Origin of the sequence: Rhizobium sp. BR 315 (genome assembly GCF_050577975.1) — a bacterium.
GTDB classification, from domain to species: domain Bacteria; phylum Pseudomonadota; class Alphaproteobacteria; order Rhizobiales; family Rhizobiaceae; genus Rhizobium; species Rhizobium miluonense.
Map to the genome: position 1 here is coordinate 509,224 of NZ_JARWKZ010000001.1, position 14,181 is coordinate 523,404.

The 14,181-nt window shown below is 55.0% G+C and carries 10 protein-coding genes; all 10 read right to left on the reverse strand.

The features are described from left to right. Positions 1-258 precede the first annotated feature (258 nt). Positions 259-489: a DUF2934 domain-containing protein gene (locus tag QD409_RS02410; RefSeq protein ID WP_430761834.1), complete on the reverse strand. Its 231-nt coding sequence runs from the start codon at positions 487-489 to the stop codon at positions 259-261. A gap of 339 nt (positions 490-828) precedes the next feature. Then, the gene (locus QD409_RS02415) at positions 829-1,296 is read right to left on the reverse strand and encodes a hypothetical protein (RefSeq protein WP_430761835.1); all 468 of its coding nucleotides are present in this window, start codon (positions 1,294-1,296) and stop codon (positions 829-831) included. Continuing rightward, positions 1,289-2,629, reverse strand: coding sequence for a ferritin-like domain-containing protein (locus QD409_RS02420; RefSeq protein WP_430761836.1), 1,341 nt, complete (start codon positions 2,627-2,629; stop codon positions 1,289-1,291). Before QD409_RS02420 ends, QD409_RS02415 begins: the two co-directional genes overlap by 8 nt. A 26-nt stretch (positions 2,630-2,655) precedes the next feature. Next, positions 2,656-4,557: a GMC family oxidoreductase gene (locus tag QD409_RS02425; RefSeq protein ID WP_430761837.1), complete on the reverse strand. Its 1,902-nt coding sequence runs from the start codon at positions 4,555-4,557 to the stop codon at positions 2,656-2,658. Positions 4,558-4,573: 16 nt separating this feature from the next. Beyond that, positions 4,574-7,042, reverse strand: coding sequence for a glycoside hydrolase family 15 protein (locus QD409_RS02430; RefSeq protein ID WP_430761838.1), 2,469 nt, complete (start codon positions 7,040-7,042; stop codon positions 4,574-4,576). A gap of 109 nt (positions 7,043-7,151) precedes the next feature. Then, complete coding sequence (locus tag QD409_RS02435; RefSeq protein ID WP_430761839.1) at positions 7,152-8,807, reverse strand: alpha-keto acid decarboxylase family protein; 1,656 nt, start codon at positions 8,805-8,807, stop codon at positions 7,152-7,154. A 39-nt stretch (positions 8,808-8,846) separates the two neighbouring features. Further along, on the reverse strand, positions 8,847-9,671 hold the full coding sequence (locus tag QD409_RS02440; protein ID WP_430761840.1) for an MBL fold metallo-hydrolase: 825 nt from the start codon (positions 9,669-9,671) through the stop codon (positions 8,847-8,849). A 173-nt stretch (positions 9,672-9,844) separates the two neighbouring features. After that, entirely contained in the window at positions 9,845-10,903 is a 1,059-nt protein-coding gene (locus tag QD409_RS02445; RefSeq protein WP_430761841.1) for a sugar phosphate isomerase/epimerase family protein, read from the reverse strand. A 1-nt stretch (position 10,904) separates the two neighbouring features. Beyond that, on the reverse strand, positions 10,905-11,867 hold the full coding sequence (locus tag QD409_RS02450) for a TIM barrel protein (RefSeq protein ID WP_430761842.1): 963 nt from the start codon (positions 11,865-11,867) through the stop codon (positions 10,905-10,907). A gap of 399 nt (positions 11,868-12,266) precedes the next feature. Further along, positions 12,267-13,700, reverse strand: a complete 1,434-nt coding sequence (locus tag QD409_RS02455; RefSeq protein WP_430761843.1) for a DUF5939 domain-containing protein — start codon at positions 13,698-13,700, stop codon at positions 12,267-12,269. Positions 13,701-14,181: the final 481 nt, after the last annotated feature.

Genomic DNA, 14,181 nt, shown 5'->3' on the forward strand with positions numbered 1-14,181 from the left:
AAGGTCATGCCGTGACGGTGAAGCTCCGGCTAAGCCGCTGGCGTTGCACATATCGGCAGTGCAAACGGCAAATTGAGGAAGACCCTGATTAAATGCAAAACGGCACGTCGGCCGGGTCGAGCCGCGATGTAACGCAGAATTGGGAGATCGCCTTAAGAGGCGGCATGATCAACGATTGTGCTCAAGTATGCGAACAGGATTATGCACGGCAAGAATTGCCTGTGAACGAGATTTATTCGAAGCGACGGCCGTTGGGCGCTAGCCTCTGGCGCTATAGGGTGCATTGTGCTCAGGCTGGTTCATTGCAGTCTTCTGTCGAAGCCTTACAAGTATCTCCTCGCCATCGACCGACGCTCGCGTTCGTTCCATGATCTCACGCTCGCTGACCGCCTGTTCCCAATGATGCTGGCTGTGTCCCAATGGTCGCCCGGCTGCCTCCCAAATGGCATAGGCTCGCTTGCTGATCCATTCGAACCGTTCATCCGTCATTTTTCTCCTCCTTCGTGGACGTTTCGAACTGCGGGTAAGGATGAATGTTCTCGGTGCGGCATAATAATGGTGCCGACGGATTACAGGTTGTGTCCCGAACTTCACAAACAGATTGGCAAGCCTTGCTCACATGAAGAAAAGCCCGGAATTTGTCGGGGCAAGCACATCGAAAAGCCGGCAGCAGGCCAAGCAATCAAGCAGGCAATATCAGGGCCAGTGTTCGTGACATGCCGTATAAAAAGACCGGGCGACATGACAGCATCCGGCCCACGAAGTGTAAGCATGGCCAAAATCGCATTACCGAACGGACGTCATCCAAACATGGCAACGTCGATGGGGTTACTCGCACTCGGGTGGAATTGGCAGAAACACCGGAGGGAGTGTCCAAGATTGATGGCCTGTCGGCTTAGCGCCGGCCGGGTGGGCGCCGACGGCAGGTCCGAGCAGAGATTCGGCGTAGGCATAGGGGTAAGGAACAAAGGTCCGGTCCTCATGCAGCGCGCCAAAATTCTCCCGCCATGTGGGTGGTAGCTGAAACCAGGTCGCGGTGTACCAAAGCTTGATGATATTGCGGGCTATCGGACCGAATTCCGGATGATTGAGGATGGCCGCCTTCAATGCCTTATCGGTCGAGGCAGAGGGCAGGGCGCTGAATGTCTCCAGCAGCCGATGAAGCAGATCATGGCCGATGATGCGCTCGATCGTTTCGAAGTAACGCCTGGCGTAACCGGTTCCCATCAGATCATAGCTCGATATTCCGCAGAGCCGCACCGAGAGACGGAGGAAATTCTCAAAATGATCAGACATGGGACACGCTTGTAGCAGGAGTGGCTGGAGCGGGTGTGGACGACGACGGCAATACAGCCGGTGGGTCTTTGAATTGGTCCATCTCGAAGGTGGGCGCCGCATTTTCGCCGGTACCGGGAATCGGGTAGTGAATGAGCCGTTCCATGGCGACCTTGATGCGGAACATCTCCGCGGTAAACGCACCGCCCAAGAGTTCCGGTTGACCATTGAAGGCTGTGTTCAGGTGTCCGAGGAAACGTTTGTATTGGCCGTTGAAGAGAAGAGCGTTTTCCTTCAGCTCCGGATAGCCGTCGTAGTCGCTGATCTTTGCATTGGCCTTGATCGGAAAAACCGCTTCCATGTCGACTGGAAACCTCCCGCCTTGAGGATCCCCGGCGCTATCGCGAGCGCCATCCCGACTCGGATCCCGGTAGTACCGTTTTTTCAGGATTTGATCGAACCGGTAATAATGGGCAAGTTCGCCCTCCGCGTCATAGACGCGCTGATTGCTGCCTTCACCCTGGTCGGCAATGAAGTCGATGGCCATGAGAGCGCTCTTGAGGTCGGTAATGGCCGTCAATTCACCGCCGGCCGAATAGTAGTATTTAGGATCGACCTGCCTCTTCGGATCGCCGGCGAAGAGGGCTTTCATTTCCATCTTGTGAGCTAGCTCGACGAAGCCGAGGTGAATGGCCTTGTAGAACTCACCGATGCTCCAATAATGAAGTTCAAGATGGTGTTCCGGCGAGCTCGTTGTCGACACACGAGGCACGAGCGAGTTGCCTGCCTCCGAGATCTCTCTACGGTGCGCGGTCAGCTGATGATGCGGGACGACCGCGATCTTGTAGTGAAACTCATAGTTTCCGTCCCCCGCCTCGGTGATCGGGACCAATGGATTTTCGTTCTCGAGCATGGATTTATCGATGTGCTGGCCTGAAACAGGAATGGTTTTTTCGATGTACTGGACAGCATCCGCCTGTTCGGGTTTTAGCGAGGTCGGCCGTTCGATCGCGAGAAATGTTTGAAGGGCGTGATCGGAGAGTTTTTCGATGCTGACATCGAAGTCGTCCTGACCGGTGGGCAGATGCGCGGGGTAATGCGGGACGAAATCGGCCGAGATGAGATTGGGCTGACCGCCGATGGCGTTCAACAGGTTGGCCGCAAGGGTCAAATGGAGCATCTCCTCCTTGGCGACCGCACTGATGATGTCGATGGAAGGCTTGTTGACCTCGATCTTCGCGCTATAGGCGGCGGTGAGATAGGGCGGAATCGTGGCATGCTCGAGCTGAATGGCGACCTGAAGGTATTCTTTCAGCTGCTCGACATTCTCGATTACAGTGCTTGGCGTTTGCATGATGGCGCTACGCTCCCATTGATTGATCACAGATATGTCAGGTGTTTGAGGGCCGCTTCAGACGTTTTGAGACACAGCGCCGCCGTCGTGAGAGTGGTATTGGAAGATCCGATCGAAGGCATGCTACCCGGGCCGATGATGTAGAGGTTTCGGTGATCCCAAGACTTTTGATCGACATCGACGACAGAGTTGCTGCTCGAGGTGCCCATGACGTGCGTGCCCGAGAGATGGTTGCCGCCCCGGATGGCGTAACCATTGCCGTTGTAGGTGACGTAGCCGTAATCCGAACTATTGTACTGGGTGTAATCTTGCGCGCCCAGTTTCTGGAAGATCTCCTTCGAAAGCCCACGCGCGAACTCGGCGGTAGCCATGCTATAGTCCGAGAGCTTGAAACTAACGACGGGCCGCATGTTGCCCAATCGATCGATGTATTGCTCGTCGACCGTGACACGGCTTTCTGGATCGGCCGGCATTTCGATCATGTAGGCGAGCAATAGCTGCCGGGAAAGGCGCTCGGTAAGCTCTTTGCGGAGAGCCCGGCCGTGAAGGTTCCGAGCGTCGACGAACTCCGTGAGATCGGCGCCGGGGGAACCGGTCGCCCAACCCCAGCCATCATTGTGGATATCGGCGGCGAAGGAAGCGAATTTCCGGCGAAAATTGCCGCCGCGGAAATTGCAAAGTCCGGAGGTGCAGGAGGGGCCGCGCCCGACACCGGCGTCGACCGGGAGGAGACCCCAGCACAGCAGGTATGGATGGTCCATGAGATGGCGGCCCATAAGATCGTTGACGGCTTGTCCGTTCTGAACCGCGGAGGCGAGCATAAGCCGAGCATTCTCGACGGCATTCGCTGCAAGGATGAAGATCTTGCCCCGTACTCGATAGCTCTTGTAATTGGCGGATTTGCGATCCTCGTAGCGCTTGACTTCGATCTCCGTCACCGCTCCCGTTTCCGGATGAATGAAGACGCGGCTCGCCACAGCCTGGTTGACGAGCTCGGCCCGCCCGGTCTTGATTGCCTTGATCAGGACCTTGCGCGCATCAAATCGCGCCTGGACGGGACAGAGCGGCACGCAGTTGGTGTTGCCCTGACACCGTTCCCCTTCCTGGTTCTGGTGCATGCTGATGGCGCCCACCGGTTGATAAGGGCGGCCGCCGTTCCATTTGGCGTAGCCGGGATTGGGATCGGCATTTTTCGCCTGAGGAAAGGTAATCCAATCGATGTTGATCTTTTCGCCGTCGATCTGCGCCTGCATGCCCTTGAGGCCATTGGCGACGATCTGATCCAGATAGCTCGCTTGCAGCTCGACCATCGGGTAGACGTAGTCGTCGCTGCTATACTCCACACCAACCTTTCTCTGGGCCGCGGCATCACCAGAGACACCGAGGACGAACTCCGCCTTGTCGTAGAAGGGCATCAAATCGTCGAGGCCGATCGGCCAGTCGAGGCCTTGGCCAAAATTGCTTTTCAGCCTGAAGTCCTCCCGCAGCATGCGAATGGCCTTGGCCTCCCAGTGGACTGTGGTACCGCCGAGCACGCGCGTGTAAACCGAATCGCTGACATAAGGGCCGGATTGCACCCAATAGGCTTCGGTATTTGTTTCTCCGGGAGCGAGCTTCCGCAGGTCGGGACCACGGGGCATTTCGGCATTGGGATTGCGCGGAAAGGGTGCGTTATTGTCCTTGTTTGGGTTGGAATAGAACGTTTTCAGGTACCGTTGATAGCCGTCCTGCGAAAGATCGCGCCCGAGCCCTGCCTCCAGGATAAGGACGCGATATCCCTTGCTTGTGAGCTCGTGCGCCAGGATGGCGCCGGAAATGCCGGCGCCGACGATGACGGCATCGTAACTCTTTGCAGCGGCTTCTTCCGCGGCAATGGTGGGCGCCAGGGGCGCACTGTGATGTTCTGCATCTGACATGTGCTTGGACATGGGCTCGCCGCGTGTTTCAGGGGTGAAGATCGATTGAGAAGTTGCTCCCCTGCCAGGTTTGGCTGGAGAGCCAGAAGAAGGTGAAGGTGAGCGATGAGCCTGCCTGAGCAACTTGCGTAGGCAGGTCGACATAGTGGATGCCGACGGCGGTGTCCGTGGTGGTGATATCCTGCCAGCTGTTCCAGCCATCATCGGTCCAACGGAGACGGAACGGTGTCGTCATGGGAATTCGGACCGTCTTGCCGGCCTTCATCGACAGGAATTGGCGATCGAAATTCCACACCTCGAGCAAACTCTTGGGGTGCGGTTTTTGATAGCGGTCGGCGACGATATCGAGTCGGTCGTAGACCCGGCCGTCGGAGACAGAGCGGACAAGTTTGATATACTCGGCATGGGCCCAAGCCAGAGGCATGGCGGATCCGGTCGGGCCGCCCTTTATGAGCGGAGGATAAATATTGAGCAGGTCGGGGGCATTCCAAAGCTGTTCCGCGAGCAAGCCGCGTGTGCCGGCAAACGCCTCCAGATAGCGAATATAAGGCTTCGCATCCCGTCCGGCGGCGACTTCATAATGGGCGCGTTCTCCCGTGAGCAAGGGCCAAGGCCGACCGACGCCTTGCGGACCAAAGGCCTGACCCTGGTCACCTTGTCCGTAGCCATCGTGGTTGTAGCGGCGGTAGCAGGGGCCGTTCGGCAGATCATCCTTGAGGACGGCATCGATGACGTTGATCGTATTCTTGATGATGGGGTCGTCAGCGGAACGGATGCCGAGGCGGACGAGCTCCTGGAAGCCACCATCGACGACGTCTCGGGCGGGAAACGCCCCTCCCTGAGGGATGTTCTTGAGATAAACGGTGGCCGCGTTGGGGTCCTCCGGCAGCGAAGGGTTGCGGTTGTTGCCGACCGATTTCACCTGTGTAGGGAGAATGCGGATATAATATTCCGTGATCCCGGCGACGAGACTGCCCTCAGTGGTGACACACCAAGTTTCCAAGTGGGATTCGAGGAAGTCGGCGTGTTCTCGCAGAAACTGGGCGGTTGCGGGATCACCCCAGCTATGTTCCGCGAGATCGGCGGCGCAGATGAGGCCGGCAATGTTGGAGGCCAAGGTGGAGGGTGAATAGCCTTCGTTCTCTTCCCAACGTTCTTCCTGCGTCATTGGCCCGTTGGCGATCAGGGCTCCCGCGGCGGCCAGTACCATGCGCTTTGGATTGTAGTTCTGAAGAGCGCCCTCCTGGCTCAGGTGATAGGCTAGGATAATCGGGTAGGAGATCTCATCGAGCTGCGTGCCGTCCCAATAGGGAACGCCGTTGATGTAGAAGTTCTGGTGGAATCCGCCGTCGGGTGATTGGTTCGTGGCGAGGAACATCAACGCGCGCAGCGGCAGATCTTTCTCACCTGCAGCGAGCAGCGCGGTGGCGCTTTGGCACATGTCGCGCGGCCAGACGAGGTGATAGCCGGAATTGCCGTCTTGATTGCTGTAGCCCCAAGGGATGCTGAGGGAAGCAACCAGCGCGCCGAGCGAATTCTTATCTTCGTGAGCGATGAGAATATTATGGCTCATATTGAACAGGCGATCATTATCGCCGGTCGTTTTCAGGACAGGCTGAAACCCGGGAGCCGCAGAGCGCGCTTCGACCCAATCGTTGATATAGGTCTGCAGCTGGCCGCGGGGCGACTCCTGATCGAAGGGATAGCTCAATGCTTCGCGGACCAGGACCATGGCCGGATTCGGCTGCGAAGACATGCCTTCGCGGTTCTGGCAGAAGCCGAGCCCAAGCACGAATTCCGTGTTGGTACCCCGCGTGATCTCCGCGGTCAGGGCAATGTTTCCGTTCTGAGCGCAGTTGTAGCCCCAGATCGGCAGGCGCCGGTTGCCGATGATATCCGTCCAGCCGTCGTTGACACCGACGAAGCCGCAGCTGGTGTGACCGAGGCCGCAATTCGCATTGAGTGCGAGCCAGTAATCGGCGTGCCGGGCAACGAGCTTCTTGCCGTCGGTCGTGACGGCAACATAGCCAGAGTTATCCTCGCCCTGGCCTTGGAGGTGCGGTGCCAGCAGTGCATAGACCTTAAGCCGGCTGAGCAGGTCCGGGTGGTCGCTCACCAACCGGGTGCGGACGAGAAGACAAGACGAGTCCGCAGACGCTATAATATCCTGAATCACGGTGTACGGCTGCCCTATGGCGGTGCTGGTCAGCCGATAGGCCGGCGCACGCGCATCGATGGGCTCGCAGGTGTGGGTGAAGTCCCGTTGGGCATCGTGGAAAAAACTGACGCCGTCAGTGAACATCAACTGAAAGTCGCGGATCTGAGGCGTGTCAACGTCGGGAAAGTAGATTTCGGTGACGATGCCGCCAACAACGGTAAACCAGATTTGGCTAGCTGAAGAATAGGCGGTTCCGACGGCGTCTTTGTCGGCTCGGGTCCACATGGCGGTGGCTCCGGGACCGCCGGGGGCGGGATTGTCGGTAAGCAGAGTTGCCATGGTTTTCTCGCGTTCGGTTTACGGCCACAAATTCGTGGGCCATTCTAGGTGACGGAAGAATAGGCATTGGGCAGCGCCGGCCGTTTCGAAGCCGTTGCGCAATCTCTTGCTATGATTTTTTCCAGGTCGCATTGTCAGGGATCGACGTGCTGGGCACGACAACCTGAATAATCGATGGACTGTTCGAGTTCGATAATGCACCCAGCACGGCATCCTTCAGCTCGCCATAGATGTGAACTTTCCACCCCTGGCAACCGAAGACGTCTGCCAGCTTGCTGTAATTCCACCGGTGCAGGAGGCATGATTTGTAAAACGGCTTCTCCTTACGGAAAGCCGCGGTATCGGCGAGCCATTGCTCCACACCGTAGATGCCATTGTCGATCACGAAAATTATCGGGTTGAGTTCGAAGCGGGTTTGCGTCGAGAGGCATTGGGCGGTCATCTGAAATCCGCCGTCGCCCGCAAAGACCATGACCCGCTGATGGCTTTCCTTCGCCAGGCAGACTCCCGTTGCAGCCGGGCCGATATAGCCTATGGCCGAGTAGGATGATTGCGAGATAAAACTTCTGGGGGTCGGAACTTTAAGCAACAGGCTTCCGAAATAGTTCATGCTCGCATCGCTGCCGACGATGGTATCCTTTCCTATAAATTCGGGAATAAACTCGTAGAAGCCCTGGTATGAAATTTCGTCTGTCAAATTTACCTCAGGCGCTTCTTGAACTGGGCTGCGCGAAAAATATCGCGTCTCGCGCGTAGCCCCTTTCTCGAGCAGACCGTCTATCAAGTCCGCCAAAGAAACCTGTGCGCTGAAATATGTGCCATATTTAACGGTATCCAGCGAAGCAAATGCGGTATGCTCGAAATCGGTAGGCCAGCCCAGCGCGTTGATGTCCGTCAGCCAAACGCCCAAAGCCAATATGAAATCGGAACCCGTCACCAGTTCCTGGACGGACGCTGCCGACGATCGGCCGTCAAATACGCCGGCAAACAGCGCATCATCTTCGGACAAGACAGCTTTGCTCAATAGCTCCGTAACATATGGGATTTTTAGTTGCCGAAGCAGGTCTTCCGCTTTTTCGCGCAGGCCAAATCGGTCAATCTCCACGCCGATCCAGATGAGGGGTTTGGCAGCGTTTTCCAATCTTTCGTTGATTTGATTGATCGACTGACGCAAACTTTCCGAGTTTGAGAAAATCCGAGCCGCCTTTAGAGCCTTTGCCGGACGGTCACATTCCAGGTCGACTATATCCTCAAGAAGCTCGATATAAACCGGGCGCATTTCCGTTATGCACTGCGTTAATGCATAGTCTATGAGCATCGGGGCAAGGTCGGGGCTGTCAATTCTGACGGCTGCGGTCGTTATATATTCGAAAACCTGAAGATCGGTTTCTCGCCCGCTGATGAAGTGGTGAGAGCTGAAACCGGTCTGCTCGAATGTAAGCGTTTTTTGTATGCTCGGTGTCCCATTGATCAGGACGACCGGCACTTTCTCTACATAGGCGCCTGCAATGGCATTCACCGCAGACAATGCGCCGGCCGAATAGGTGACACAGAGTGCACCAATTCCTTTCAGCCTGGCATATCCGTCCGCGGCATAGCCTGCATTGAGTTCGTTGACTTCTTCTATGACCTGGATGTGACTTGGTTCGACATAGTTGTTCACCCAGTCTATCGAATAGTCACCCGCGATAGAGAACAGATGCCCCAGATCGAGCTCAAGAAGCCTGTCGACCAGATATTGTCCTACGGTATATTTGCTGACCATGGCTTGAAGTTCCGTTGTTAACTGCAAGTGACAAGGGCATTAAAACTCGCTCGCGCCGTCGAACAGCCGAGGCACGTATATGTCGAATATTCCCGGACACTTACGTTCGGGGTATCTTTGGAGCATGAAATCTTTAAAGGCGTCGTTTGCTAATCCATCGCCGACTGCCTGCATGCCTGCGGAGAGGTATTCGATATTTCTGGCCACCTCGCTTTTATCAGCCGGAAAACCGTGGCCTGGCATGAAAAATTCGTAATCCGAGACCAGCATGTCTTCTAGGATTCGAATCCAATTATTCATATATTTCGTTAGATAAAGATGTGTTCCGCTATAAATTAAATCTTGCACAATATAAATTCGCATGTCTGGAAGTCCAATGGCAAGAAGGAAATCTATTTCTGTATCTGTTATCTTTTTGAAGGCATATTTTACGCCGTCTATAATTTCCTCTCCAGGTGAAACGCTCTTCTCTGGTATAATTATATTCTTTGGGGCGAGATCTCCCATTTTCCAGTGGTCGTTTAGCGAATCCTCGCCATGCGACCTAAGAAAGCCAATCGTTTCGGGCAGTGCATATATGGCAACATCGCTGAATGCGGCTGCCAATCCAAACCAATGATCGGGGTGCCTGTGCGAAAGATACACTCTGTCTATCGGTTTCCCGAGACTGTCCGCATAGGCTCTGAATTGCTTTGCATAGGGAACCAGAAATTGCCCGTCGACAAGAACGAGCTTGTTTTTACTTTCAATAATATGAGTAGCATTCGCAATATTATCATGCGCAAAAGACGAAATGAAAGTGTGGATACGGACGTCACCCATCCGTTTTGCGATTATTATGGGAGCCGATAGTTGAGTCACCATAGGAATCTCCATGATTCAATGGACACTTGGGGCGCTTTATCGTTCATGTTGGTGTGGGTTCGAACCCACTCGCTCGGCCGTAGAATTATCCCAAAGGTTACGGACGAGACCGTCGCCTTTTCACGCGCTATCCCAGATGAGTCGTTCTGGGAGGATGCAGTATTCCGTGCCCATCAACTATCGCCAGCGTATGTGGCAGGTCGATGCGACGGATGAGATCGAAAACGGGTAGAAGAAGCGAGCTGCTCTTCCAGCGTCGCCAGTGCAGCGCTGGCAACCTCATAGGCACTGTCGCGGTCCGGTTCAGGCTTGTCTTCGCCCGGCCGCCAGAAGCGCCGACGCGCCATCCTCATCGAGCTGTCGAAGGGTGGAATCGCGTTAAATACTTCGACCAGGTAAGGTCCGCGGTAAACCGGCTCAATCTCGCCCAACATAATATCCCAGGGGATCCAGCTGTCCTTTATCGCGCCGCGGTCGGGCGCGGAGACATGGACATAATATAGCCGGTTCTGCCGCACTGCCCGGGCTACATTTTCTTTGAAAATTTGAGGACCCTGGCTTTCCATCAGAACTTGAGCGGTATCGATCGTTACTCCACACAGTGGCGCCTCAAGAGTTTCGAGGAAATCCAGCGCCTCCGAAACCATATTCGGTGGAGGAGTTTCCCAACTCTTGACCGGCTCGATGGCGAGCTTCACGCCTTTTCTGGAGGCGTACTCAGTCAGGTCCTGAAAGACGGAGCGCGCAGCCAGATATCGCGGCGTCATCCAATCCTGAAGGGCATCACTCCAGATCGGCTCACCAGCGTCGGTAAGCGGAAAGACCCCGTAGGGATAGAGGAACGGCCCGGACATGATCGAATCCCCTCCACCTAGCGCCGATGTGATGTCGACACGCGACTTGAGGTAGGAGAGAGCCTGCTTGCGCTGCTCTTCGTAAGGTGACGTCGGATCGAAGGTTCGCGTGGTCCCAACATTGGTTGTGAACTTCGCGCCCTCCAAACCGGCCTTATCGAACGCCTTCTTCAGGCGGACATAGCTGTCGACCTCAAGCTCATGGTTGATGCCCGCAGGCCCGGCGGCGATATGCAGGTCAAAGCCTCTGTAGCCCATTTCGGTAAGGGCCTTGAGATGCTTGACGAGAACCTGCGTATAATCGGTGTCGTCCGGTCGCAAATCGGCCGTGAACATAAAGAAGCTGAAATAGATCTCTCGATTGGATGCCACGGTCATTTTACCACCCCAGCTCTTCGCGCAGAAAGGCTCGCGCTGTTTTTGCGCACTGAAGCGGATTAGCCTTTGTCGGATCCTGCTCTGCTTCGATGATCATCCACCGATTATAACCTGCACCCTTTAGGATCCTGAGAATGGGACGTAGGTCCAAATCCCCGTCCGGATCGCCTGGGACAGTAAAGATGCCCTGCATGATCGCCTGGTAAAAACTAAACTTGTTGTCCACGGCAAGCGGAAGGACATTCCGGCGCACGTTCTTCAGGTGAACGTGTTTGATACGGCTCGCATATCTCTCGGTTAAATCCTCGATTTCGCTCTGGCTGGCCCTCCGATAGTCTTGAGCGTCCCCATAGTCCTTGTAGTTGACTGCGCCGCCATAGTGCAGATGACCTGTATCCAAGCAAAGCCCCACATAGATGGGATTGGTTGATTCCATCAGCCGGATGGTTTCCTTGATCGTCATAACTCCCGTTCCCACATGCGGGTGATAGCTTAGTTGCATGCCTTGTTCATGGGCATACTTACCCGCTCTATCCAGGAGGCTGGTCAGCAGATACCACTGTGGTTCATTGAAAATGGGGCGGTCCGTCAACACAGATTTGGTTCGGACCTGATTGACGGCATTGGCAAGCTCGGCGACGACGACGTCCTGCGCGCCAACCGACTTCAAAAACGCTACTTGAGCTTGGAATGCCGAAAATGCCTCTTCGATTTCGATACCGGTGGTGAATGTCGTTCCATCCCATGTCGCGGCGATCTTAAGGTTGGATAGCTGCATGGCTTTCGATAGTGACGGAGCATGGGTCGGGTAATTGTGCCCGGTACTGCCGCCGTCGAAGCCTGCCTCTTTTGTCTGCTCCAGGATGGTTTGATACGGAATGTCATTGCCAATTTCTTGAAAATCGTCGTTTGTCCAACCAGTTGGCTGAATTCCAAGCGTCATCTTTACCGGCAAGGTATCCATGAGTGTGCGCCTTCTCGTGATCTATTGCGATACAAGCTGCTTAACAAATTCTTGCGATGTAGGATTGTATTAAAGGCCCTGGTAAGACCGCGGTCCTGTCAGGCATATCATCGATATATTAAGCTGCGCATGGGATGGCTATCGCCATTTCTGGACCTTAACCAATGATTGCGACAGTTTTTTTATGATGGCAAGATCTAATTTAGAAATAGCGTATTTTACAATTAATGAGCGTATAAATTGCAAATTCAATTTTTCAGATCCCGCCTGCTCAATCTAGGCTATATCCGCTCACGGCCACCCTGGTGGTCGAGCAGCACAAGGATGGCCATTTCCATCGGCTGTCTATTTTGTGAATGCGCATTCGTTAGCGCGTCGGGCTCCATGCCGATTCACAAACTAAGGCTTCATCGGGGCTATATGATAGACCGACATGGCCTTGCTGACGCCTTTGAGTTCGGCCTCACTTTTTGCCACTGGGTACGGCGCAATAATTTCCGCCACAGCCGGCGCGCGGTAAACTTCTTCCGTGATGCAAATCTCGTCGCCATCGGCAAGGTTTTGCACCCGTGCTGCGATATTCACCGTCTGACCAAAATAGTCGAGCCGCTCGTTAAGCGTAACGGCGATCGCGGCACCTCGATGCACGCCAATTTTTAGGATGAAATCACGTTGCAGGCGGTCCCGATTTAGCTGGTCCACGGCCTCGCGCATATCAAGCGCCGCCTGCACCGCATCGGCGGAAGTCAGAAACGCCGCCATCACGGCGTCACCGATCGTCTTGGTTACGGCACCATTGTGCCGCACAGTGGCATCGAGCAGATGCTGGAAGTGCCGCTGTACCTGAATGTAGGCGTTGAGGTCGCCGATCCGCTCGTAGAGCGCCGTGGAGCCCTTGAGATCGGTGAACACAAGGGTCACGTCGAGAACCGCAATGCCCTCGGTGGCGCCGATCACTTCCGAGCGGAAGACGTCGCGAAAAGTTTGCGTTGTCAGCAGACGCTTGCCGGATAAGGATGGCCCGAAGTGGAGCTTCTGGCGCTGAGACGTTGCCGTCGGAAGCTGCAGGATGCCGAATACAACCGGCAGCTTTCCATCGTTGCGAACTTCGAACACGACTTTACCGGGCACGATGTTTGCTGCGGCGGCCACGCATTTGCCGCGGTCGAGTACGACCGGCACATGGGGTAGGGTTACACCCGTCCCACTTTCGACCGGGAAAAAAAATTGGGCGTCGCTTTCGAAATCCTGACCCATAAGTGCGCCTTCGACGGCATCAACCTCAAGATTGGCAGTAGAACCTGGCTCTATACGAGTGAGCACTCTTACAAGCTGTTTGGCAGCATCGCTCCACGGCACCCCATCGGGCATGATCCCGCCCGATGTCAATTTGTAATGAAAGACGTAGTCCCAAGCCGAAAGCGCGTCCGGCTTATGGAAGCGGATGCTGCGCACGGCGGGCGAAACCGTAAATGTCACTGTGATGTAGTCGTCCAGCGCAGCGTCGTAATCGCTTTGACAGAGGTGGCAGTGGAAATGCGTATGCAGTTTGCGCAGGCTCCGGAAGCTCTCGACAACGTCGGAGCACATCGGACAAACGAGCATCCAGTCCATATCGAACAGTCCAGCCACGCATGCATGGAGGAAAAGATCGATCCCTTCAGCCTCAGAAATTGATTTCTCTTTTGCGAACTCAATCGGATTGACGCGATAAAGTGCCTCGTCCGTGCCCGAACGCAGCAGCATCTCCAGCCGCGACAGGACGCGCGGACTCCAGGATTTGGCCGTTTCGACCACAACCAGGCGTTCTTCAAGTTTTTTTTCGTCGATCATCCCATTACACCGCGATAAGACCTCGATCATCTTCGGCGTTCCGCTAAAGCTAAATACACAATTCACGCGCTTGGGGCGAGCCCTTCGAGATCTTATGAACTCATGAGCAGACCGTGCGTGAAACATTTGCGAATTATCTTCGATCGATGTCCGTCTGCTTGGTAGCCGCTGACATGGACAAGCTTTGCCGGTACAAATCCAAACGTGGGATGTAGATGATCGGTAGTCCGAGTTCCTTTTTCAACTGACTGAAGAGATTGACGATCGCTATTCTGAGTGATCCGTCTAAGTTTTCAAACAAGCCTTCAGTATGACGATTTGGATTAGCGACATGCATGAAGCGGGTCTTCAGTTGTTGCGCAACGGTATTGTTGCCTTCCTCGACCGTGCGCGTCGCGCACTCGCTTCGATACAACTATCATTTGAGAAATACCAAGGCTCTATTGTAAATGGAGAATAAGGGCGCAATTTTATTTAATAT

Coding starts and splice junctions, on each gene's coding strand:
- QD409_RS02410 (WP_430761834.1), bottom strand. CDS start 489: ATGACGGATGAACGGTTCGAATGGATCAGCAAGCGAGCCTATGCCATT.
- QD409_RS02415 (WP_430761835.1), bottom strand. CDS start 1,296: ATGTCTGATCATTTTGAGAATTTCCTCCGTCTCTCGGTGCGGCTCTGC.
- QD409_RS02420 (WP_430761836.1), bottom strand. CDS start 2,629: ATGCAAACGCCAAGCACTGTAATCGAGAATGTCGAGCAGCTGAAAGAA.
- QD409_RS02425 (WP_430761837.1), bottom strand. CDS start 4,557: ATGTCCAAGCACATGTCAGATGCAGAACATCACAGTGCGCCCCTGGCG.
- QD409_RS02430 (WP_430761838.1), bottom strand. CDS start 7,042: ATGGCAACTCTGCTTACCGACAATCCCGCCCCCGGCGGTCCCGGAGCC.
- QD409_RS02435 (WP_430761839.1), bottom strand. CDS start 8,807: ATGGTCAGCAAATATACCGTAGGACAATATCTGGTCGACAGGCTTCTT.
- QD409_RS02440 (WP_430761840.1), bottom strand. CDS start 9,671: ATGGTGACTCAACTATCGGCTCCCATAATAATCGCAAAACGGATGGGT.
- QD409_RS02445 (WP_430761841.1), bottom strand. CDS start 10,903: ATGACCGTGGCATCCAATCGAGAGATCTATTTCAGCTTCTTTATGTTC.
- QD409_RS02450 (WP_430761842.1), bottom strand. CDS start 11,867: ATGGATACCTTGCCGGTAAAGATGACGCTTGGAATTCAGCCAACTGGT.
- QD409_RS02455 (WP_430761843.1), bottom strand. CDS start 13,700: ATGATCGACGAAAAAAAACTTGAAGAACGCCTGGTTGTGGTCGAAACG.